This window comes from Pantoea stewartii (assembly GCF_011044475.1).
Taxonomy (GTDB): Bacteria; Pseudomonadota; Gammaproteobacteria; order Enterobacterales; family Enterobacteriaceae; genus Pantoea; species Pantoea stewartii.
Genome location: NZ_CP049115.1, coordinates 3,356,542 through 3,379,290, shown reverse-complemented (window position 1 = coordinate 3,379,290; position 22,749 = coordinate 3,356,542). Strand labels below are relative to the sequence as shown.

The following is a 22,749-nucleotide window of genomic DNA, read 5'->3' as shown; positions in this document are numbered from 1 at the left end:
AGAAACGCAACAGTTACCTGCAAAATGTAACCAGCCGTGTGATCCTTACGTATTTGTGCAAACGACATGTTTTTTGATGTCCACGAGGCAACTCATGGCGTTCGGCCCCTGGGTCAGTGACGAGGTGCCGATATCCAGCGTTAAGACATTCGGATTGCCCGCCCGATCAAACGGCTGCCAGGCGTTGCCAAAGCCGGGATCAAACCAGGCACCGGTAGAGATGATCACCACGCCCTGCTTCAGGCCGTCGGTTAAACGCACCCCAGCCAGAATCCTGCCGCGCGCATTGCTGACTTCAATCTCGTCACCATCGACAATGCCGCGCGCGTTCGCATCCTCAGGATGCATGTACAGCGTTTCATGGCCGGCGGTTTTATTGCCCTGCACGGTGGCAGTGGCATCCAGCTGACTGTGCAAGCGATCCGAGGGCTGAATGGAGATCATATGCAGTGGATAGTCCTGACTTGCCGGCGCTCCCAGCCATTCCCGCGGCTCACGCCATTCCGGGTGACCGGCCATATCCTCCAGCTGATAATCCGCAATGGTCTGGCAGAACAGCTCAATTTTGCCGCTGGCGGTCTGGATCGGATGCGCGAGGGGATCGGCGCGGAAGTCCGCCATAAAGACGTAGGGTTTACCGCCTTCGGGGATTTCAACGAAGCCGCGCTGCCAGAACGCCTCAAATTCGGGGAAAGCAATGCCGCGACGACCATGGGCGACGGCGCATTGTTGGTAAAGATGCGCGATCCACTGCATCTCGTTGCGCCCTTCCGTGAAGGTATCCCGATAGCCCAGTCGCTCGGCCAGATCCGCAAAGATATCAAAGTCGTTACGTGCCTGATGCTGGGGTTTAATCGCCTGATGCATCGCCAGCACAAAGCGATCGCGCGACGAGCCGCCGATATCATTGCGCTCCAGCGTGGTGGTTGCCGGCAGTACGATATCGGCCATCTGTGCAGCCGGTGTCCAGACGATATCCTGCACCACGACGGTATCCGGCTTTTGCCAGCCTTCCACCAGCCGGTTCAACTGCTGATGATGGTGGAACGGGTTGCCGCCCGCCCAGTGCACCATGTGAATGTCCGGGTAGTGCAGGGTTTCGCCCTGGAAGCTATAAGGCTGGCCGGGGTTAAGCAACATGTCACTGATGCGCGCCACGGGAATAGAGAGGCCCGACGGATTGGGTCCGGTACTCATCATCGGCGCGGGCCCTTCCTGGCGCGGATTGCCCACGCTGTTCATGGAGCCGTGACCAAATGAGAAGCCCGCGCCCGGCAGGCCTGGCTGTCCGAGCATGGAGGACAGCGCGATCATCATCCAGTAGGGCTGTTCGCCACGATGAGCACGCTGGACAGAGTAGGAGCAGGTGATAAAACTGCGTTTGCCGATCAACTGCTGCGCCAGTTGCACAATGCGCTCCGCCGGGACCGCGGTGATCCGGCTCGCCCAACCCGCCGTTTTGGCGATGCCATCGCTTTCGCCCAGCAGATAAGCACGCAGCTGCGGCCAGCCGGTGCAGTGACGGGCAAGGAAATCCTCGTCGGTCGCACCGCGCTGATAAATTTCATAACCGAGCGCCAGCATCAGCGCCACATCGGTATTCGGCCGGATCGGGATCCAGTCCGCGCGAACAAATTCAGGGCAGTCGTCGCGCATGGGGCTGATGTTGATGACGGGCGTGCCTTTCGCGGCCAGCTGTTCCAGCGCCGGTTTCAGGCTGTGCTGACCTGCGCCGCCGGAAGCCACCTGGGCATTTTTTAGCGCCAGTCCGCCAAAGGCGACAAAAATCTCGGCGTGTTCCACCACCTGCGGCCAGTCGGTGACGCGCCCGGTGAGCGGCATGTAGGTGCCCATAACATAAGGGAGGAAAAACTGCGCTGCGCCCCAGCTGTAGTTGCCTTGCTGATCGACCCCGCCGCCGCCCTGAAAATAGAAACGCCGTACCAGCGTGCGCGCATGGTTGACGCGCCCTGCCGATGACCAGCCGTAAGAGCCATTAAAAATGCCGGAGGCACCGTAGCGTTCACGAATGCGGCGATTTTCCTCAGCCACCAGATCCAGCGCCGTATCCCAGTCAACGGCGACAAAATCTTCGCGTCCACGCAAGGTGCGATCGCTGTTCTCGCGGGAGGTTAACCACGAACGCCGCACCATAGGCTGGCGGATGCGTTTATCCGAGTAGACCAGTTCAGGAATGGTGTTGAGCATGGGCGACGGATCGGCGTCGGCAAAAAAAGGTTCGCAACCGATGAGACGGTCGTTTTCGCTTACCGCGGTAAAGGCGCCCCAGTGCGCCAGATGTGGCACTTTTATTTTCATGGTCATCGCTTCGGCAGGTGTTGGGATAAGCAGCATACCATGGGCTGTGACCGTAGCAGAAGGCATCACCCATCGTCTGATTTTGCCCTGTTTGCGACCGCACTGGCATTCTGTTGGCTTGATGTACGTGCGCTTTTCCGTAACACTGGAGCGATGTGTAAACGTTTCCCCAAAATCAGGTAAACCCATGGCTACCATTAAGGATGTTGCCCGGCTGGCGGGTGTTTCTGTCGCCACGGTTTCCCGCGTGATCAACAATTCGCCTAAGGCCAGTGACAGTTCGCGCCAGGCAGTGAATCAGGCCATGGAATCGCTCCAGTACCATCCAAACGCCAATGCACGGGCGCTGGCACAGCAGTCAACCGAAACCCTGGGGCTGGTGGTGGGCGATGTATCCGACCCGTTCTTTGGCGCGATGGTGAAAGCGGTAGATGAAGTGGCAGGCCAGACAGGCAACTTTTTGCTGATTGGTAACGGTTACCATAATGAGCAAAAAGAGCGTCAGGCTATCGAACAACTGATGCGTCATCGCTGCGCGGCGCTGGTGGTTCACGCCAAGAAAATCCCCGACAGCGAGCTGGAAGTGTTGATGAAGCAGATGCCCGGCATGGTATTAGTGAATCGCCTGCTAAAGGGGTTTGAACAACGCTGTATTGCGCTTGATGACCGCTACGGTGCCTGGCTGGCCACGCGCCATCTGATTCAACTGGGCCATCAAAATATCGCGTTTATCTGTTCCACTCACACCATTTCGGATGCGGAAGACCGCCTGCAGGGCTATTACGATGCCCTGGAAGAGCACGGCCTGCCCTGCAATGACAGGCTGGTCGCCTGGGGCGAACCGGATGAAGTCGGCGGCGAGCAGGCGATGACGGAATTACTGGGACGCGGCAGAAACTTTACCGCCGTAGCCTGCTATAACGACTCCATGGCCGCCGGGGCGCTGGCGGTCTTAAGCGATAATGGCGTACAGGTTCCCGAAGCAATGTCCCTGATCGGTTTTGATGACGTGCTGGTTTCCCGCTACGTTCGCCCGCGCCTGACGACGGTGCGTTATCCCATCGTCACTATGGCGCAGCAAGCCGCCGAACTGGCGCTGGCGCTGGCTCACCACCAGCCCGTTCCTGAAGTGACCAATATGTTCAGCCCGACGTTAGTCCGCCGCCACTCGGTCAGCGGCCCGGCCACCTCGTCCTGAGTTCCTGCCTTGCCGCGACCTTTGGCGCGGCATGCGTTGATGGTGCAGGATGATACCCACCATTTTTTGCATCTTTTCTCTCTGCCTGTTCTGCGAAATAAACCAAGGCCTTCGCGCTGCAGGAAGGCGGCAAGATGAGTCATCCCCGGGAACTTACTGTTGTCAGTGACCGTGATGGCGAACCGCAGACAATGCGCCTGCTGCGCGCAGGTCGCCAGCTTATTTGAAAGCATGGAGGAGGCGTTCAAGCGGCCGTACGAGTGCAATGACCGTCTCATCCTGCACCTGTGCCGCTGCATCCAGCTTCGCCTGCATCTGCGCCACCTCGCCCGCCCCAAAGGCCTGGTTACGTACATAGGCATCCACCATCGCCATGCCCATCACGCTCAGTGCATCAACCTGCCTGGCGCTGCCCGCCAGCGCATGGAGCGGCTGGGTGGCATTCAGTAGCGGCTGAACCTGCGAATAATTTTCGTGCCAGCGTTGTAACTGTGCACGAATCGCCGTCGCGGCGGCAGGATCGGTCCGGTCTTCAATCAGCAGGGCAACCTGCTTATCCAGCGCCCGGACGGTATCACTTTCAGCCGGTAAGACGTCCGCCAGGCGATTCAGCGGTTCAAAGTAGTTGTAATGCCCGGCCTGAAACTTGAGATGCTGACGCGTATAGTACTGTGCCGGTTCCAGCGCCTGGGCCAGCACGCGCAGCGGCTCGATATGGGTACTGTTGGCCAGCCGCATCATCTGTCGTTCCGTCTGATCGTGCTGTTGCAGGCCGACGGAGATCGTTGTCCAGCGATCCATCGCCGCCAGCCGTTGATACATGCTGTCTGGATCGGTCACGTTCTGCGCTGACCATAACCGTTCGGCCACCACAAAAGCGCGCGGCCAGAGTTTGGTATCAATGATCGTGCTGTTGACGTTTTCAGCCCACAGCGCGGCCTCGCCGCCCAGCAGGTTTTGCTGCTTCTGCCGCGCATCGGGCAGCACCGGCTGAATACCGGCTGGCACGGCATCAAAGCGTCGGCCTTCGGTGGCATAGCGTACGTTCCCCACCCGCATATACCCGCTGAGCTGGTTACCGGTCAGCGTCACCACGGGCTGGAACGGTCCCATCCACGTATCGACCTCGAACGTCAGACGATCGGGTGCCAGCCACGCAATCCCTTTCACCAGACGGCGCGACTTACCCGCGAAATCAATAAACCCGCGCCAGCCGTCACGACCTTTAATCAGCGTAAAGCTGCCCGTCACCGGACTGCCTTTTAACCGCGGCATAGAGAACGACCAGCTCTGCGCCTGGTCACCCGGCTGAATGACATCTTTGCCCTCAAGCCCCTGGGGATAGATTTCATTGCGATAGTGATAGCTGGCCGGTTGCGGCTGATCCAGATAGAAACCGGTGGAGAGAATGCCGCGATAGCCATTTTTGGCGACGGTACCCAGCGCATCCTGGCCCTGCCAGGACTGGATCAGGATGCTGTGGGGCAGATCCGGATGGGCGATCTCATCCCAGCCCACCATGTGTCGTTGATGTTTTTCGAGAATTTTTTCAAGGCGCTGATTAAAGTACGCCTGAAGCGCGTGACTGTCGGCAAGACCACGATCGTGCATAAATTGCTGAATGCGGGATGATGCCTGCCACTGGCTGGGATCGACCTCATCGCCGCCAATATGCACATACGGATCGGGAAAAATGGCGGCGACCTCCCCGATTAGCGCATCAATGACCTGGTAAACCTGCTCATTACTGGGATCCAGCAGCGGCTTAAAGACGCCCCAGCCGCGCTCCATCCGATAAGGACCGGGGGCGCTGATCAGTTCCGGCATCGCCACTGCCAGCGCAGAGGCATGTCCGGGAAAATCGAGTTCCGGCACTACGCGCACGCCACGTTCCGCCGCATACTGCACCACGTCGCGCATCTCTTCCTGGGTATAGAAAAGGCCGTCGCTGGCGTTTTGTTGTAGCTGAGGATAGCGGCTGGAGGCGAAACGCCAGCCCTGATCGTCCGTCAGATGCCAGTGCAGCACGTTCATCCGTGCCGCCGCAATGCCATCAATCTGCCGCTTAATCGTTCTGATCGGCATGAAATGACGGGCACTGTCGATCAGGATGCCGCGCCACGCAAAGCGCGGTTTATCCTGGATCGTCACCCAGGGAATGCGGGTGCCTTCGGGCGTGTTTTCAATCAGTTGCAGCAGTGTTTCCATGCCGCGCATCGCGCCAAAACGGGTAGTGGCCCGTAGCAGAACGCCATCACTGTTGACGTTAAGCTGGTAGCTTTCATCGCTGTCTGGCTGCGGAATGGGATCGGTGACCGTTGCAATCTGCACGCGAATCGTAGGCGGGGTCACGGCCTGATCGATGGGCAGTAAAGGCCAGCCGGTTTGTCGGGCAATGCGTGACAACCAGCGCGTTTCGGCACCGGGTAACCTGTCCCCCTCGATGCGCAAGGTGAGCTGTGGCGTCAACGTCAGCCAGCCTGCGTTGGCAGGTTGCTCTACCTGCTGTGGCCATGGCATTAACGGCAACGTGTCCGCTACGGCAGAAAAGGACAAAGCACAACAACAGATAAGCACATTTCGGCGTAGCGACATTGGCACGGTACCCTGCAAGTCGATGGCAAAAAAGGTCGGTCACCAGAGTAATGTCATTTTGCGTGGCTGATCAAATCAGTCCGTCCGAAAAGGCGACCCCGGGGCGATTTTTTTGTCGTGCTGATTTTCTGCGCGTGTTTACGGCTTCTTTGTTTCAGGTCAAAACGAGACGAATTAATTCGCTGCAGTCACTACATGTTGAGCCTAAAATCCGAAACAACACCTATATGTAGTTAACGGAGAGAGCATGGCAACGGTGGTGATAAAGCGCGACGGATGCCGCGTAAGCTTTGATGCACAACGTATCGCAGCGGCCGTTATGGCGGCTGCGCGGGCAGCGAACGTCGACGATGCCGCATGGTGCGACGCGGTGGCCGGACAGGTTAGCGCACAACTGGTTGATCGTCAGGACGTCGACATTCAGGATATTCAGTGTGCGGTGGAAGAGACGCTGATGGCCGGACCTTATCCACAACTGGCACGGGCTTATATTGCCTATCGTCACGATCGTGACGTCGAGCGCGAACGCCGCAGCCAGCTGCATCATGCCATCCGTGGCCTGGTCGATCAGACCAATGCCGCCCTGCTTCATGAAAATGCCAATAAAGACAGCAAAGTGATCCCGACCCAACGCGATTTGCTGGCCGGGATTGTGGCGAAACATTACGCCCAGCAGCAAATCCTGCCTCGTGATGTGGTTCAGGCGCATGAGCGCGGCGAGATCCATTATCACGATCTCGATTACTCGCCTTTCTTCCCCATGTTTAACTGCATGCTGATCGATTTGAAAGGCATGCTGACCAACGGTTTTAAAATGGGTAACGCGGAGATCGAGCCGCCCAGGTCGATTGCTACCGCCACTGCGGTGACCGCGCAAATCATTGCCCAGGTTGCCAGCCATATCTATGGCGGAACCACGCTGAATCGAATTGACGAGGTGCTGGCACCCTATGTTGAAAAAAGTTTTGCCCGGCATAAAGAGGTAGCGCAGCACTGGGATATCCCGCAGGCGGAAGCCTATGCCCGCCAGCGTACCGAAAAAGAGTGTTATGACGCCTTTCAGTCGCTGGAATATGAGGTGAACACGCTGCATACGGCAAATGGTCAGACACCGTTTGTCACGTTTGGGTTCGGGTTGGGGACAAGCTGGGCCGCCCGTCTGGTGCAGACATCCATCTTGCGTAACCGTCTGGCAGGACTGGGTAAAAATCGCAAAACGGCCGTCTTCCCGAAGCTGGTGTTTGCGATTCGGGAAGGCGTTAACCGTCGTCCGGGCGATGTGAACTATGACATTAAGCAACTGGCGCTGGCCTGTGCCAGCAAACGAATGTATCCCGATATTCTCAATTATGATCAGGTCGTTAAGGTTACCGGCTCCTTTAAAACGCCGATGGGCTGTCGCAGTTTTCTGGGCGTTTACGAAGAAAATGGCGAGCAGATTCATGAAGGGCGCAACAATATCGGCGTCATCAGTCTGAATCTGCCACGTATCGCGCTGGAAGCACGGGGTGATGAGGCGCGTTTCTGGGCGTTACTGGATGACAGGCTGATGCTGGCGAAACGGGCATTGATGACGCGTGTTGCCCGGCTGGAAAAAACCAAAGCCCGGGTTGCGCCCATTCTTTATATGGAAGGTGCCTGCGGCGTGCGTTTGCAGGCAGACGATGAGGTGGGTTCGATTTTCCGCAATGGCCGCGCCTCCTTGTCTCTCGGTTTCATCGGCTTGCACGAAACACTGAATGCGCTGAGCGGCGCCTCAGTCCATCCTTTTGATGATGCAACCCTGCGCGCCAAAGGCGTGGCCATCGTGGCACGTCTGCGCGCGGCGACCGACGCCTGGAAAGCGGAAACGGGCTATGGCTTTAGCCTCTACAGTACCCCCAGCGAAAACTTATGTGACCGTTTCTGCCGTCTGGATGCGGCTGAATTTGGTGTGGTAAAAGGCGTGACAGACAAAGGTTATTACACCAACAGCTTCCATCTGGACGTTGAGAAGAAGGTAAATCCTTACGAAAAAATCGATTTTGAAGCCCCCTATCCGCCACTCTCCAATGGCGGTTTTATCTGTTACGGCGAATATCCCAATGTGCAGCACAACCTTAAGGCGCTGGAAGACGTCTGGGATTACAGCTACGACCGCGTGCCTTACTACGGCACCAACACGCCAATTGACGAATGTTACGACTGTGGCTTCAACGGGGAATTCACCTGTACCAGCCGCGGATTTACCTGCCCGAACTGCGGCAATCACGATCCTGCACGGGTTTCGGTCACACGGCGGGTTTGTGGCTATCTGGGCAGTCCGGACGCGCGCCCGTTTAATGCGGGAAAACAACAGGAAGTGCAGCGTCGGGTGAAACATCTTACTAGCGGCCAGCTGGAATGATGCGCATCCATCGTTACTACGATGTCGATATCGTGAACGGCCCCGGCACCCGCTGTACGCTGTTTGTCTCTGGCTGCGAGCATCAGTGCCGCGGCTGTTACAATCAACGTACCTGGCGGCTGGATTCCGGGGTGCCGTTTACCCTGGCGATGGAAGAACAACTGCTGGCCGATCTGAACGACACGCGCATCCCACGACAGGGCTTATCGTTAAGCGGCGGCGATCCCCTGCATCCACAGAATGTGCCGCATATTCGTCGTCTGGTGAAACGCGTCAAACAGACCTGCCCGGGCAAAGATATCTGGCTATGGACCGGCTATGAAATGGCGTCACTGACGTCCGCGCAGCGTGAAGTGCTGCCCTGGATTGACGTTCTGATCGACGGGCGCTTTGAAGAGGCCGAAAAAGACGCCACCCTCTTATGGCGCGGCAGTCGTAATCAGCACATCTGGTATTTACGCTGAAGAGCGGGGAATCGCCCCGGATTCAATGAGGGTGACGTCGGCTTTATCCATGAAGGCCTGCTGATGCAGACAGCGGGCCACATCCTGTGCTGACACTGCACGCCAGTTGCCGGGCAGCCAGGAAAACAACGGTGCCATCAGGCTTTCTCCGCGGCGTTTCTCTTTTCTTTCACCGAGCAATAAAGATGGCCGGACGAAAACCAGGCGTGCCCAGTTCTGGTGACGCAGCGTATTCTCCATCTCACCTTTTGCGCGGCTGTATAAAAAGGGCGAATGGCGATGCGCGCCGTGCGCACTCACCACCAGCATCTGCGTGGCACCCAGTCGTAAGCCATTCAACGCGGTGTCCACCACCAGCGTGTAATCCACATGAATAAAGGCAGCTTTACTGCCTGCCTGTTTGCGCGTGGTGCCCAGACAGCAAAATACCGTGGTCAGTGGCCCATCCAGGGGTTGAAGCACATCGGTCAGATCGTCCTCAACCGGATTGATCACCTTGTTCATAACAGGCAACGCGCGGCGCGTCGGGGCGATAATCTCATCGATGCGAGGATCATCAACCAGTAAACGCAGCAGATATGACCCGACTAATCCGGTTGCGCCGGTCACTAATACGCGATTCATCTCAGAATTGTCCCTGTTTCATCACCAGCCGTGCAAAATCTGGTCAATGTGCGCCGTCTGGCTTGCTTTCCTGATGTCGGCAGCCAGACTTAATGCGTATCAGGATAGCGCATTAAGCGCCTAACATGCCTACAGGAGGGTAAAGATGAGCACCAAAATTGCGGTATTGATCACCGATGAATTTGAAGACTCTGAGTTTACCTCGCCAGCGGAAGTGTATAAACGTGCTGGCTACGAGGTGGTGACCATTGAGGAGCAGGCGGGTAAAACCGTTAAAGGCAAACAGGGTGATGCGGAAGTGAAGATTGACCGCAGCATCGACGATGTCAGTGCGGCTGAGTTTGACGCGCTGCTGCTGCCTGGCGGCCATTCACCTGACGCCCTGCGCGGCGACGACCGCTTCGTCGCTTTCACCAAAGACTTCGTGGCAAGCGGCAAACCGGTGTTTGCGATCTGCCACGGGCCACAGTTGCTGATCAGTGCCAATGGCGTCCGCGGCCGAAAAATGACCAGCGTAAAAGCCATTGCGGTCGACCTGATTAATGCCGGGGCTGATTTCCGCGATGAAGAAGTGGTGGTGGACAGTGACAAGCTGGTAACCAGCCGCACCCCGGCTGACCTGCCTGCTTTTAACCGTGAGTCCCTGCGCATTCTGGAAGCGCTGTAACGCGTTGGCGCCCTTTTCCGTCAGGGATCAGGGCGCACTACTCTTCCCGCAGCCAGGCAATCTTTTTGCCAAATCCCAGCGCGTTATCGGTCATTTTCAGCTCATCGAGCGTGATTTCCCACAGCGGTGCAGACACGCTGCGTGACATCGGGAAACGTCGCTGATAGGCATGGCGAGCTTCAACCGCCTCCTCCTCACGCAGTTGCCTGATGCGTCCACGATACTGCACCCCTTTTATCAGTAAGACCGTTTTAGGCTGACCATTGATCGTTCCGGCCACGTGAGGATTTTTGCTGGCCAGAAGGCCATGACGTGTATCCGGTTCCGTCATCAACCAGAATGCCATACGTGCCTCATCAAACACGTAGTAACAGTTTGCACACCACAGTTCATTTCCGGCACTGCAGCACAGTGACAGGACATGTTGCTTCTTCAGGTAGCGAATAAGATGGGAAAGATCAGACACAATCAACTCCGGATAAGGGCAACGGATAGCGCACGATGGGGAAGCGCGTTACACTGCCGGGCAGGCATTTCTGGGACAGATTATGAGTCAGCACTGGCAACTTTACCTGATACAAACGGCCGCCGGTCTGTTATATACCGGCATCACGACCGACGTCACGCGCCGCCTTGCGCAACATGAGTGTGGTCGTGGAGCCCGGGCCCTGCGCGGAAAAGGCCCACTGGCGCTGGTTTATGCCTGCGCGGCAGGTGACCGCGCGCAGGCATCCAGGCTGGAATATCAGGTCAAGCAACTTCCCCGGCAACGCAAACTGCAACTGGTTGCCGAGCAACCGCAGAGTCTCGAAACCTGGCTTAGCGCAGTGCGTTAAAGGGGGCTGAATACTCAATGCGCCCTTCCGCGTCGTCGAAGGCATTATCGGCCAGACGGTAAACCTGGAAAGCGGCTTCACTGTCCGGCCAGCGACAGTGCAATCCCCGGCGCGCCGCAGGTTCAAATCCCAGCGGATGAAACAGCGCTGGCTCGCCAAGTACGACTACCGCGCTGTAACCAAACTCATTGAGCGTATCCAGACCTTCGTAAATGAGGCGTTTCGCAATGCCCTGTCCCCGTAAAGGTTCATCAACGGCCAGCGGCGCAAGGCCGACCCAGCCGCGATCCTCGCCCTGCATCGTGACCGGACTAAAGGCAGCATAACCCAGCACTTGTCCTTCATCATCGGTTGCCACGACGCCAAGCGTTAACAGGCCATCTTCGCGCAGTGCCTGTGTCAGTTCCGCCTCGGCCGATGTAGGGAAACAACGTCGGAGCAGTGCATCGATTCCGGCGGCGTCAACGCCAATTTCCGTTCGTATTAACATGAAACACCTGCGCGTGCCTGTGCGGCGTTCGCGTCCTGTTGCATCGTTGTTTCCACAATCGCAGCCATGTGCTGAATGGCGGTACGTAACCCTACGGGCATGGTGTCGAGTTCTATTGCATCCATTACGTTCTTAACCTCCAGTCCCAGTTCAGTATCCCCTTCAATCAGCAATCGACGCTGAAAGAAAAGCATATCAGGATCCGCTTTACGCGCGGCTACCAGCAACAAATCATTGGCATTGCCCCGGAACCAGACATCTGCTTCGGCATGCTGCAACACCTTCAGTCGGCCATCCTCTAGCGTGGTCATCCAGGTGAGATGCATATCAAGGATCTCAATGCCTAAAAAGCGTCCCTGAAGGAAGTCTAACTCACCTTCAGCCAAAACATGACGAAATTGCCAGTTTAAGAGTTGCTGCAAGAGGGGCTTCTTCAAGGTAAACGGGGCAATCTTCGCCGGTAAACCAATAATTTTAGGACCATTTTTCACTAAACTGGCTGAAAACCGCTGAAGCACGCTCGTCACTCCTGTTAAAAAAATTTTAGCTATATTGCCACAGACACCGGTTATCGCCGTCGGTGAGATCAATAAAACCAACAGCTGACCGATTAAAAATACGTCAGCCTCACGCATCAAAACGGCTTTCCCTGCCCCAAATCAAGATTTGCGCAACGCGGCATGACTAGACTCGGGCTCCATCTGTATGTCGAGAGGATTGGGTATGGAGTTGCTGTGTCCGGCCGGGAGCCTGCCAGCACTGCGCGCCGCCGTTGAGAATGGGGCCGATGCGGTCTATGTCGGGCTAAAAGACGATACCAATGCGCGTCATTTTGCCGGGCTAAACTTTACGGATAAGAAATTACGTGAAGCAGCCTGTTACTTACATCAGCATCGTCGCAAACTGCACGTTGCCATTAATACCTTTGCACACCCTGATAGCGTGCATCGCTGGCAGCGGGCCATTGATGTGGCGGCGGACTGTGGAGCGGATGCGCTGATACTGGCCGATATCGCCACGCTGGCCTATGCCCGCGAACGCTATCCACACATAGCGCGACATTTGTCCGTTCAGGCCTCGGCCACCAATCTGGAAGCCATCCGTTTTTATCACCGTCATTTCACTTTGCATCGCGTAGTGCTGCCCCGTGTTTTATCCCTCCATCAGGTAAAACAACTGGCGCGCAGTACGCCAGTCCCGCTGGAAGTATTTGCCTTTGGCAGCCTGTGTATTATGGCCGAAGGTCGCTGCTACCTGTCCTCCTGGCTCACAGGGGAATCGCCAAACAGCAAAGGCGCCTGCTCGCCGGCGAAGTTTGTGCGCTGGCAGCAAACGCCTGCCGGGATGGAGGTGCGCCTGAATGACGTATTGGTTGACCGTTACGGTGCGGATGAAAGCGCGGGTTATCCCACCCTGTGTAAAGGGCGTTACGAGATTGACGAACAGCGCTACCACGTGCTGGAAGAGCCCACCAGCCTGAATACCCTGGAACTGCTGCCTGAGCTGCTGCGGGCGGGCATTGCCTCAGTGAAGATTGAAGGCCGTCAGCGCAGCCCCGCCTATATTTCTGAGGTGGCGCGCGTCTGGCGTCAGGCGATCAATCGCTGTCAGGCCGCGCCGGATAGCTTTGATGTCAGCGAGAAATGGATGCAGACATTAGGGGCGCTGTCTGAAGGAACGCAAACCACGTTAGGTGCTTACCATCGTGACTGGCAATAAGGAGACAGCATGAAATATTCCCTTGGCCCGGTGCTGTGGTACTGGCCTGGCGACACACTGCAACACTTTTACCATCTCGCCGCCCAAAGCAGTGCCGACATCATTTACCTGGGCGAAACCGTATGCAGCAAGCGCCGCGCAACCTCGTTTGCCGCCTGGATGGATTTAGCGCGTGAGCTGGCTGCCAGCGGCAAGCAGGTTGTCGTGAGCACGCTGGCGCTGCTGCAATCTCCATCCGAACTGAAAGAGTTACAGCGTTATGTCGAAAATGGCGAGTTTCTTATCGAGGCCAACGATATGGGGACGGTCAACATGGCGGCGGAGCGCAAGCTGCCCTTTGTCGCCGGTCCTACCCTGAACGTTTATAACGCTGACACCTTACATCTGCTGGTGAAAGAAGGTATGACGCGCTGGTGCCTGCCCGTTGAAATGCCACGAGACTGGCTGTTACCTCTGCTGGCGCAGTGCGAAACACGCGGTATTCGCGAACAGTTTGAAGTGGAGGTGCTGGGCTATGGGCATTTACCGCTGGCTCTGTCAGCGCGATGCTTTACGGCCCGCTCGGAGAATCGCGCTAAAGATGACTGCGAAACCTGCTGCCGTCATTATCCGAACGGACGCAGGGTGCTTTCGCAGGAGCAACAACAGGTTTTCGTTCTGAACGGTATTCAGACGCTGAGTGGCTACTGTTACAACCTGGGCAACGATCTGGTAAGCATGCACAACTGTGTCGATATTGTGCGACTTTCACCACAAAGCGTGGAAACCTTAAGCCTTGTTGACCGTTTTCGCGACAACGAAGCGGGCCAGGCCCCGTTAGCGATCGAGAAAAACCGGGACTGCAATGGCTACTGGCGTAAACTGCCGGGGATGGTTTTACAGACCACCGACTGAAACGCACATACAGGCAACAGAGAGTGGGCGTAAAGCGTTTTAATATAGCGAATGTTGCGCAATACTTAATAGTGCAGGGTATGAAACCTGCGCTATAACCTCTGGAGTACCCATGTCTGAGAAAAAAAACGTTCGCCTCTCTGTACTCGATCTTGCCCCTGTTCCTCAGGGCGCTACGCCACGTGATGCGTTTCAGAATTCACTTGCGCTGGCACGTCAGGCCGAAGCCCTGGGATTTGAACGTTACTGGTTAGCTGAGCACCATAATATGACCGGCATCGCCAGCGCCGCCACAGCCGTGTTAATCGGCTATCTGGCCGCAAACACCACGACGCTGCGTCTGGGCTCTGGCGGCATTATGTTGCCCAATCACGCGCCGCTGGTGATCGCAGAACAGTTCGGCACCCTGGCATCGCTGTATCCCGATCGCATCGATCTGGGATTAGGCCGTGCGCCAGGATCGGATCAGCGCACGATGCTGGCTTTACGTCGCAACCTGTCAGGCATGCAGGCCGATACGTTTCCGGATGATGTGGCCGAGCTGATTCACTGGTTTGATGCAGAAGCTGGCGCACAGCCGCCTGTTCAGCCGGTACCTGGTTTAGGGATGAAAATTCCCGTCTGGTTACTGGGTTCCAGCCTGTACAGCGCCCAGCTCTCGGCCAAAATGGGGCTGCCGTTTGCGTTTGCCTCGCATTTCGCACCGGACCAGCTGTTCCAGGCTCTGCATGTTTATCGTGAAAACTTTACACCGTCAGCCCGCCTTGCTGAACCTTATGCTACCGTCTGCATTAACATCGTGGCGGCGGACACGGAAAGCGACGCCCGTTTTCTGTTTACCTCGATGCAGCAGCAGTTTATTAATTTGCGTCGCGGCAAGCCTGGTCCGTTACCTGCCCCGGTGCAGAACATGGACAGTCTCTGGTCGCCGTCAGAACAGTATGGCGTCCAGCAGGCTCTGAGCATGTCGCTGGTCGGGGACGTGGATAAAGTGCGTCACGGTCTGGCCTCGCTGCTGCGTGAAACGCAGGCCGATGAGATCATGGTTAACGGTCAGATTTACGATACCGATGCACGTCTGCACTCCTTTAAGCTGGCGATGGAGGCGGCACGCGGGCTGTAAACGCCTCGTTCTGTTTCGCGCCAGGTAAAAGACAAAGACAAAAAGGGAAGCCTGCTGGCTTCCCTTTACTTATCTTGCTTCCCCGCTGTCTCAGCCGGTCTGCCCTGACATGGATTTACCGCAAGGGCAAAAAAAAGGGAAGCCCGCAGGCTTCCCTTTTTATCATGCGAAATCGTCTCGCTTATGCGTCACGACGACGAGGTGCAGCAGCACCGTCTTCACGACGTGGACCACGACCGCCTTCACGGTTAAAGCTGCGTCCACCTTCACGACCACCTTCACGGCGCTCAGAAGAGAAACGACGGCCCTGACCTTCAGGACGAGGACCACGACGCTCGCCAGAACCTGAACGACGCTCACCACGGCCACCTTCATGCGGCTGTGCATCACCCAGCAGTTGCATATTCATCGGCTTGTTGAGAATACGCGTACGGGTAAAGTGCTGCAGGACATCGCCCGGCATGCCTTTCGGCAGTTCGATCGTCGAGTGCGTACCAAACAGTTTGATGTTACCGATGTAACGGCTGCTGATGTCGCCTTCGTTAGCAATCGCGCCAACGATGTGACGAACTTCAACACCGTCATCACGGCCCACTTCAATGCGATACAGCTGCATGTCGCCAACATCGCGACGCTCACGACGTGGACGATCGCCATCACGGCTGTCACGTGGACCACGGCTGTCGCGACGATCATCACGCTCACGGAATTCGCGGCGCGGAGGACGCGGTGCGTCAGCAGGTACGATCAGCGGACGCTCACCCTGTGCCATTTTCAGCAGGGCGGCCGCCAGCGTTTCGATATCCAGCTCTTCTTCAGGCTGCATTTTGGTCAGCAGTGCACGGTACTGTTCCAGATCGCTGCTTTCCAGCTGCTGCTGAACTTTCGCGGCAAACTTAGCCAGACGACGCTGACCCAGCAGCTCTGCGTTTGGCAGCTCAACTTCCGGAATAGTCAGCTTCATGGTGCGTTCGATGTTGCGCAGCAGACGACGCTCGCGGTTCTCAACGAACAGCAGTGCGCGACCCGCACGACCCGCACGACCCGTACGGCCAATGCGGTGAACGTAAGATTCGGCGTCCATCGGGATATCGTAGTTAACAACCAGGCTGATACGCTCAACGTCCAGGCCACGAGCCGCAACGTCAGTCGCGATCAGGATGTCCAGACGACCATCTTTCAAACGCTCCAGCGTCTGCTCACGCAGGGCCTGGTTCATATCACCGTTCAGGGCCGCGCTGTTGTAACCGCTACGCTCCAGCGCTTCAGCGACTTCCAGAGTGGCATTTTTGGTACGAACGAAGATGATCGCCGCATCAAAATCTTCTGCTTCCAGGAAGCGAACCAGTGCATCGGTTTTACGGCCGTAAGCCGTCCAGTAGCTCTGGCTGATGTCAGGACGCGTTGTCAGGCTCGACTGAATACGCACTTCCTGCGGATCTTTCATGAAACGCTTGGTGATGCGACGAATCGCTTCTGGCATGGTGGCAGAGAACAGCGCGGTCTGATGACCTTCGGGGATCTGCGCCATGATGGTTTCAACGTCTTCGATGAAGCCCATACGTAACATTTCATCTGCTTCGTCCAGCACCAGACCACGCAGATTAGACAGATCTAACGTGCCACGCTTCAGGTGATCCAGCAGACGACCTGGGGTTCCCACAACAACCTGGGGTCCCTGGCGCAGAGCACGCAGCTGCACGTCATAACGCTGGCCGCCGTAAAGGGCAACTACGTTCAGACCGCGCATGTGCTTAGAGAATTCGGTCATCGCTTCAGCAACCTGAACCGCCAGTTCGCGGGTCGGAGCCAGCACCAAAATTTGCGGTGCTTTAATAGTCGGATCAATGTTGTTTAACAGCGGCAGAGAGAACGCTGCCGTTTTACCACTCCCGGTCTGCGCCATGCCTAACACGTCACGGCCCGCCAACAAGTGAGGAATACACTCAGCCTGGATTGGGGATGGCTTTACGTAGCCCATGCCGTTCAGTGATTCAAGGATGTCGGCGTTCAGGCCAAGGTCTGCAAAAGTGGTTTGAATATCAGTCATGTAGTACACGTGCCTCGTTGATTGCGGCGGCCAGTCTACATAACTCGTCGTGAAAACTTTCAGTCATTTTCATCAAAAAGTGTGAACCGGCTCAAATTAGAAGTTTTGACGAACAGAAAAGCCCTCATCCCTGAAGATGATGACTTGACAGGTTTACAGGCAAAAAAGTTCGTCAGCTATTGCTGGTCAGATTCTGATAAATCGTCTTGTGCCTGGCCGAGTAGCGCCAGTTCCAACAATGCGTATCGGTGTTCAACAAAGTTATTCACGTTGTTGGCGACCGCCAGTTTGAACAACGCTTCTGCGTTGTCCTTCTCCCCCAGACTTAGGTAATACTTACCTAAATAGAAGTTGGTTTCACTGAGATGTTCAGCGAGCGAGGTGTTATCCGTTGCGTCCGCCTTGAGACGTTCCATCAGTGTTGCTTCGCTGATGTCGCCCAGGTAGAACTCGACAATATTCCATCCCCATTGGTCCTTAACCGCTTTATCGTAACGCTGTTTAAGCGCCACTTTTGCTTTGGCTGCGTCCATCTTGCTTTCAACAAGATAGAGCCACAAGCTACGGAAAGGATCGTTAGGATCGTCTTGATAAAACGCCAGCAGATCATCTTGCGCTAACTTGTATCGACCACCGTAATAGAGGGCGATACCACGATTTAAATGCGCATAGTTGTAAGTTGGATCAAGCTCAAGTACAGAATCAAACGCTTCATAGGCGGCATCATAGTTGCCCGCCTGCGTTAAGTATATACCAAGATAGTTAAACACTTCTGGCATATCAGGTCTTATAGACAGCGCTTGCGAAAAATCGTTCCGCGCTAATGCCCTCAGACCCAAACTATCATACAACACTCCGCGCTCATATAACAGCTGTGCGCGTTCATCATCGGTAAGGGCTCGACTGGCAAGAATTTGTTCCATGCGAGCCAGAATCACTTCCTGCTGCAGTGTGGGCTGTAAAGGTACTGCAAGAACTTCGTTCTTACGCCAATTGGAGTTGCTGCATCCTGCCAGCGTCAAAGCTGTCGCAACAAAACACCAGCGCAAAAAAGGCTTCATTTCCCACTCCCGAATACAAACATTGGGACAACCGTCCTGTTATCCGCCTGCTGTGCACAAGGATTCCTGCCCTCGCGATGACACAAAAGCCTCCCCCTGCCAGGCAAGGAGAGGCAAATCAGGAAAGACTTATTCAGCGTCAGGTGCGCTCTCAGCTGCAACAGCCTCAGGCTTGGTTTCTGTCGCTTCTTTGATGCTCAGACGGACACGGCCCTGGCGATCCACTTCCATCACCTTCACCGGTACTTCCTGACCCATCTGCAGATAATCCGTCACTTTCTCAACGCGCTTATCAGCGATTTGTGAAATGTGCACCAGACCTTCTTTACCGCCGCCGATAGCAACGAAAGCACCGAAATCGACAATGCGCGTGACTTTACCGCTGTAAATGCGGCCCACTTCGATTTCAGCGGTGATCTCTTCGATGCGACGAATCGCTTCTTTCGCTTTCAGGCCATCAGTTGCCGCGATTTTCACCGTACCGTCATCTTCGATTTCGATGGTGGTGCCTGTTTCTTCGGTCAGCGCACGGATAACAGAACCGCCTTTACCGATCACATCTTTGATCTTATCTGAACTGATCTTGATGGTGTAAATGCGCGGTGCGAACTCAGAGATTTCCTGACGCGGCGTGCTGATAGCCTGCTCCATCACGCCCAGAATGTGCAGACGTGCACCTTTGGCCTGATTCAGCGCTACCTGCATGATCTCGCGGGTGATGCCTTCAATTTTGATGTCCATCTGCAGCGCGGTGATACCGTCACGGCTACCCGCCACTTTGAAGTCCATATCACCCAGGTGATCTTCATCACCCAGAATGTCAGACAGAACAACAAATTTGTCGTCTTCTTTTACCAGGCCCATCGCGATACCGGCAACAGACGCTTTAATAGGTACGCCCGCGTCCATCAGCGCCAGAGAAGCACCACAGACGGAAGCCATAGAAGATGAACCGTTTGATTCAGTGATTTCAGACACGACACGAACGGTGTAAGGGAAATCTTCCACTTTTGGCATTACGGCCAACACGCCGCGCTTCGCCAGACGACCGTGACCAATTTCACGACGCTTAGGCGAGCCCACCATACCGGTTTCACCTACTGAGTAGGGAGGGAAGTTGTAGTGGAACAGGAAGCTGTCGGTACGCTCACCCATCAGTTCATCCAGGTTCTGCGCATCGCGGGTGGTACCCAGCGTTGCGGTCACCAGCGCCTGTGTTTCACCACGGGTGAACAGGGCTGAACCATGGGTACGCGGCAGTACGCCGGTCCGCACGTCCAGACCACGAATCATGTCTTTTTCACGGCCATCGATACGCGGCTCGCCGTTCAGAATACGGGTACGAACAACCGTCTTCTCCAGGCTGTGCACGATATCACCGATTTCAGCCGCATCCAGGGATTCGTCTTCCGCCAGCAGCGCCGCGATGGTTTCGTCTTTGATGGCGTCAACCTGGGCATAACGCGCTTGCTTGTCAGTGATACGGTACGCATCGCTGATACGCGCTTCAGCCAGGGCCGCGACACGTGAAATCAGTGCGGTATTGGCCGCTTCTGGCTGCCAGTCCCAACGCGGTTTGCCCGCTTCAGCGACCAGTGCATTAATGTTTTCAATCACCACCTGCTGCTGATCGTGGCCGAACACCACAGCACCCAGCATTTGTTCTTCAGACAGGATTTCTGCTTCAGATTCCACCATCAGAACGGCGTTCTGCGTACCTGCAACCACCAGATCCAGACGTGACGTTTTCAGTTCGTCAGCCGTTGGGTTCAGTACGTACTGGTCATTGATATAACCCACACGCGCCGCACCGATTGGGCCATTGAAAGGCAGACCCGACAGCGCCAGCGCGGCAGAGGCACCGATCATCGCAACGATGTCTGGGTGAACCTGTGGGTTGACCGAAACAACGGTCGCAATCACCTGAACTTCGTTAACAAACCCTTCCGGGAACAGAGGACGCACCGGACGGTCAATCAGACGTGAAATCAGCGTTTCACCTTCGCTTGGACGACCTTCGCGACGGAAGAAGCTGCCCGGGATACGACCAGCAGCGTAGGTACGCTCCTGATAGTTAACGGTCAGTGGGAAGAAGTCCTGGCCTAGTTTGGTTTTTTTCTGGCCAACAACGGTGACAAAAACAGCGGTGTCATCCATGCTCACCATAACGGCGGCAGTCGCCTGGCGAGCCATCATGCCGGTTTCCAGCGTGACGGTATGTTGACCATATTGGAATTTGCGTACGATCGGATTAAGCAAAATCAAAGTCCTTAACATCGGGGCAGTGCTATCTTGAGCCTGCCATTAATTACCGATCTCCGTTGCATCCTCGCGACTAATGACAACCCTTAACCGCCCCTGCGGTAAAGCCTCTCATTAGCCGCGCGAACCTCTGCAAACAAAGATCACACCCAACAACAATACATGAGTTTGCTCAGGATTGCTGCGCATTGCTCGAAAAAAGGGGCCATAAAGGCCCCCTTTTCATGAAACTCGCACAAATCTGATCGCCAAAGGGGTTTTAGCACACATTTGTGGCATCCCAGACGATCCGATTTTAAGACTTAGCGACGCAGACCGAGGCTTTCGATCAGGCTGCTGTAGCGTGCAACGTCTTTACGCTTCAGGTAGTCCAGCAGCTTACGACGCTGAGATACCATGCGCAGCAGACCGCGGCGGCTGTGGTGGTCTTTTTTGTGCTCAGAGAAGTGGCCCTGCAGATGGCTGATCTGCGCGGTCAACAGTGCAACCTGAACTTCAGTTGAACCGCTGTCGTTAGCACCACGACCATATTTAGCAACGATCTCTGCTTTAGCTTCTACGCTTAGAGACATAATAAACTCCAGTTAAATGAATGTATGGGCGCCGATCTCTAATTCAGCATCCCGCTTTAAAGCCGCGCTATTCTACTCTTCGCCAGAAGGCAACGCAAATGCCCTTAATGAAAAGCGCACAACTTAATTCTGATACTCAACCACTAAACGGCGTGGAGCAATCCGGCCATCGTCGGCCACTTCTGCCATACCGATAAACTTGCGTGTTTGACCTTCGGTGACGCGAACCAGCCCCTGGTCAGGTGCCTGACTTGCATGCACCGGCTGGCCCTGTTTAAAGTAGGCCGCCACATCCGCTGACAGGTTGACCGCAGGAAAATCCGCAGCCGGACTGTCCATGGGCAGCAGCAGAGGATCGAGCTGTAACGCCAGATCGTCGCCTGAGGCGTTCGCCTCTGCCTGCAACGCCTGAAGCTGCTCCAGCGTGACCATTCTTTCGAAGGGATAGCGTGCTACCTGCAAACGACGCAGCATGATGACATGCGCACCGCAGCCCAGCTTTTCACCCAAATCGTCAATAATAGTACGGATGTAGGTACCTTTAGAGCAGTGAATTTCCAGCTCAAGCTCACTGCCCTGCCAGCGAATAAACTGCAAGTCATACACGGTGATCGGCCGGGGCTCACGTTCGATAGTGATGCCTTCGCGGGCATATTCATACAGTTTCCGACCCTGATGTTTCAATGCTGAAAACATCGACGGCACCTGCATAATGTCACCACGAAAACTGTCCAGTGCGGTATCCAGATCGGCCTGGGTAAAGGTCACGGGACGGGTTTGTACCCGGTTCCCGTCCGCATCGGAGGTATCGGTACGTTCACCTAACCGGGCAATCACGCGATAACGCTTATCGGAATCCAGCAGATACTGCGAGAACTTGGTGGCTTCACCCAGACAGATCGGCAACATGCCGGTTGCCAGCGGATCAAGTGCACCGGTGTGTCCTGCACGGTTAGCGTTAAAAATGCGCTTCACCTTCTGCAGAACATCGTTAGACGACATGCCTTGTGGCTTATCCAGCAACAAAACGCCATGGACGTCGCGACCGCGACGACGAGGACGACTCATTACGCCTCCTCGTCATCATCCGTGGTTTCTGGACCACGACGCTCAACGTCTTTTTTTACCACGTTAGTCACGAGGTTGGACATGCGCATCCCTTCAATCAACGAGTTATCGTAGAAGAAGGTCAGTTCAGGCACGATACGCAGGCGCATGGCTTTACCCAGCAGCGTACGGATATAACCCGAGGCTTCTTTCAACGCTTTCAGGCCATTTTTTACGGCTTCTTCATCTTGATCGTTGAGGAATGTCACAAACACTTTGGCGTAAGCGAGGTCACGTGATACCTCAACACCCGAAACGGTCACCATCATGCCAAGGCGTGGATCTTTAATCTCACGCTGCAGAATCATCGCAATCTCTTTTTGCAGCTCCTGTGATACACGCTGCGGACGGCCAAATTCTTTCGCCATTTTTATTTCTCCCA

21 protein-coding genes are annotated in these 22,749 nt (G+C 55.7%); 8 read left to right on the top strand and 13 right to left on the bottom strand.

The window, feature by feature from the left end; genetic code table 11:
* Window positions 1-45: 45 nt before the first annotated feature.
* On the bottom strand, window positions 46-2,319 hold the full coding sequence (locus G5574_RS15985) for a molybdopterin guanine dinucleotide-containing S/N-oxide reductase (RefSeq protein WP_039339105.1): 2,274 nt from the start codon (window positions 2,317-2,319) through the stop codon (window positions 46-48).
* A gap of 187 nt (window positions 2,320-2,506) precedes the next feature.
* Here G5574_RS15985 and galR point away from each other — a divergent pair, with 187 nt between their 5' ends.
* Window positions 2,507-3,517, top strand: coding sequence for an HTH-type transcriptional regulator GalR (galR, locus tag G5574_RS15980; RefSeq protein WP_039338882.1), 1,011 nt, complete (start codon window positions 2,507-2,509; stop codon window positions 3,515-3,517).
* 219 nt (window positions 3,518-3,736) lie between these two features.
* Here the strand turns inward: galR and G5574_RS15975 are convergent, their stop codons facing one another.
* The gene (locus G5574_RS15975) at window positions 3,737-6,112 is read right to left on the bottom strand and encodes a beta-N-acetylhexosaminidase (RefSeq protein ID WP_164482868.1); all 2,376 of its coding nucleotides are present in this window, start codon (window positions 6,110-6,112) and stop codon (window positions 3,737-3,739) included.
* Window positions 6,113-6,359: 247 nt separating this feature from the next.
* Between G5574_RS15975 and nrdD the strand changes: the two genes are divergently transcribed.
* Together nrdD and nrdG are read left to right on the top strand one after the other, a co-directional pair.
* A complete protein-coding gene (gene nrdD, locus G5574_RS15970) occupies window positions 6,360-8,498 on the top strand; it encodes an anaerobic ribonucleoside-triphosphate reductase (protein WP_039338885.1) in 2,139 nt (712 codons plus the stop codon).
* Window positions 8,495-8,962, top strand: a complete 468-nt coding sequence (gene nrdG, locus G5574_RS15965) for an anaerobic ribonucleoside-triphosphate reductase-activating protein (protein WP_033739209.1) — start codon at window positions 8,495-8,497, stop codon at window positions 8,960-8,962. The genes nrdD and nrdG overlap by 4 nt, the downstream gene beginning before the upstream one ends.
* Here nrdG and G5574_RS15960 read toward each other — a convergent pair.
* Entirely contained in the window at window positions 8,954-9,586 is a 633-nt protein-coding gene (locus G5574_RS15960; RefSeq protein WP_039338886.1) for an NAD-dependent epimerase/dehydratase family protein, read from the bottom strand. The genes nrdG and G5574_RS15960 overlap by 9 nt on opposite strands.
* Window positions 9,587-9,731: 145 nt before the next feature.
* On the opposite strand from G5574_RS15960, the gene G5574_RS15955 reads away from it, so the two are divergent.
* Window positions 9,732-10,253, top strand: a complete 522-nt coding sequence (locus G5574_RS15955) for a type 1 glutamine amidotransferase domain-containing protein (protein WP_006121777.1) — start codon at window positions 9,732-9,734, stop codon at window positions 10,251-10,253.
* 37 nt (window positions 10,254-10,290) lie between these two features.
* Here G5574_RS15955 and G5574_RS15950 read toward each other — a convergent pair whose 3' ends face one another.
* The gene (locus G5574_RS15950) at window positions 10,291-10,719 is read right to left on the bottom strand and encodes a YhbP family protein (RefSeq protein ID WP_033739205.1); all 429 of its coding nucleotides are present in this window, start codon (window positions 10,717-10,719) and stop codon (window positions 10,291-10,293) included.
* A gap of 82 nt (window positions 10,720-10,801) precedes the next feature.
* Between G5574_RS15950 and G5574_RS15945 the strand changes: the two genes are divergently transcribed.
* On the top strand, window positions 10,802-11,089 hold the full coding sequence (locus G5574_RS15945; RefSeq protein ID WP_058707939.1) for a GIY-YIG nuclease family protein: 288 nt from the start codon (window positions 10,802-10,804) through the stop codon (window positions 11,087-11,089).
* Here G5574_RS15945 and G5574_RS15940 read toward each other — a convergent pair.
* Together G5574_RS15940 and ubiT are read right to left on the bottom strand one after the other, a co-directional pair.
* On the bottom strand, window positions 11,073-11,579 hold the full coding sequence (locus G5574_RS15940; RefSeq protein WP_058702611.1) for a GNAT family N-acetyltransferase: 507 nt from the start codon (window positions 11,577-11,579) through the stop codon (window positions 11,073-11,075). The genes G5574_RS15945 and G5574_RS15940 overlap by 17 nt on opposite strands.
* Window positions 11,573-12,097, bottom strand: coding sequence for a ubiquinone anaerobic biosynthesis accessory factor UbiT (gene ubiT, locus G5574_RS15935; protein WP_006121773.1), 525 nt, complete (start codon window positions 12,095-12,097; stop codon window positions 11,573-11,575). The genes G5574_RS15940 and ubiT overlap by 7 nt, the downstream gene beginning before the upstream one ends.
* A 205-nt stretch (window positions 12,098-12,302) precedes the next feature.
* On the opposite strand from ubiT, the gene ubiU reads away from it, so the two are divergent.
* The 3 genes from ubiU to G5574_RS15920 all read left to right on the top strand — a co-directional run bounded on the left by ubiU (window position 12,303) and on the right by G5574_RS15920 (window position 15,315).
* Complete coding sequence (ubiU, locus tag G5574_RS15930) at window positions 12,303-13,298, top strand: ubiquinone anaerobic biosynthesis protein UbiU (RefSeq protein WP_039338888.1); 996 nt, start codon at window positions 12,303-12,305, stop codon at window positions 13,296-13,298.
* A gap of 9 nt (window positions 13,299-13,307) precedes the next feature.
* Window positions 13,308-14,192: a U32 family peptidase gene (locus G5574_RS15925; RefSeq protein WP_164482866.1), complete on the top strand. Its 885-nt coding sequence runs from the start codon at window positions 13,308-13,310 to the stop codon at window positions 14,190-14,192.
* A gap of 112 nt (window positions 14,193-14,304) precedes the next feature.
* Complete coding sequence (locus tag G5574_RS15920; protein WP_006121770.1) at window positions 14,305-15,315, top strand: luciferase-like monooxygenase; 1,011 nt, start codon at window positions 14,305-14,307, stop codon at window positions 15,313-15,315.
* Between the two features lie 181 nt (window positions 15,316-15,496).
* Here G5574_RS15920 and G5574_RS15915 read toward each other — a convergent pair whose 3' ends face one another.
* The 7 genes from G5574_RS15915 to rbfA form a co-directional block, all read right to left on the bottom strand.
* Entirely contained in the window at window positions 15,497-17,365 is a 1,869-nt protein-coding gene (locus tag G5574_RS15915; RefSeq protein WP_058702613.1) for a DEAD/DEAH family ATP-dependent RNA helicase, read from the bottom strand.
* Window positions 17,358-17,432: a protein YrbN gene (yrbN, locus tag G5574_RS24035; RefSeq protein WP_226374622.1), complete on the bottom strand. Its 75-nt coding sequence runs from the start codon at window positions 17,430-17,432 to the stop codon at window positions 17,358-17,360. The genes G5574_RS15915 and yrbN overlap by 8 nt, the downstream gene beginning before the upstream one ends.
* A gap of 109 nt (window positions 17,433-17,541) precedes the next feature.
* Entirely contained in the window at window positions 17,542-18,426 is an 885-nt protein-coding gene (nlpI, locus tag G5574_RS15905; RefSeq protein ID WP_033739194.1) for a lipoprotein NlpI, read from the bottom strand.
* Window positions 18,427-18,555: 129 nt separating this feature from the next.
* On the bottom strand, window positions 18,556-20,685 hold the full coding sequence (gene pnp / locus G5574_RS15900; RefSeq protein ID WP_164482865.1) for a polyribonucleotide nucleotidyltransferase: 2,130 nt from the start codon (window positions 20,683-20,685) through the stop codon (window positions 18,556-18,558).
* A 305-nt stretch (window positions 20,686-20,990) separates the two neighbouring features.
* A complete protein-coding gene (gene rpsO / locus G5574_RS15895; protein WP_006121766.1) occupies window positions 20,991-21,260 on the bottom strand; it encodes a 30S ribosomal protein S15 in 270 nt (89 codons plus the stop codon).
* Window positions 21,261-21,383: 123 nt separating this feature from the next.
* Entirely contained in the window at window positions 21,384-22,328 is a 945-nt protein-coding gene (gene truB, locus G5574_RS15890) for a tRNA pseudouridine(55) synthase TruB (RefSeq protein ID WP_164482864.1), read from the bottom strand.
* Window positions 22,328-22,735 (bottom strand): 30S ribosome-binding factor RbfA, encoded by a 408-nt coding sequence (rbfA, locus tag G5574_RS15885; RefSeq protein WP_006121764.1) that lies wholly within the window; start codon window positions 22,733-22,735, stop codon window positions 22,328-22,330. Before rbfA ends, truB begins: the two co-directional genes overlap by 1 nt.
* Window positions 22,736-22,749: the final 14 nt, after the last annotated feature.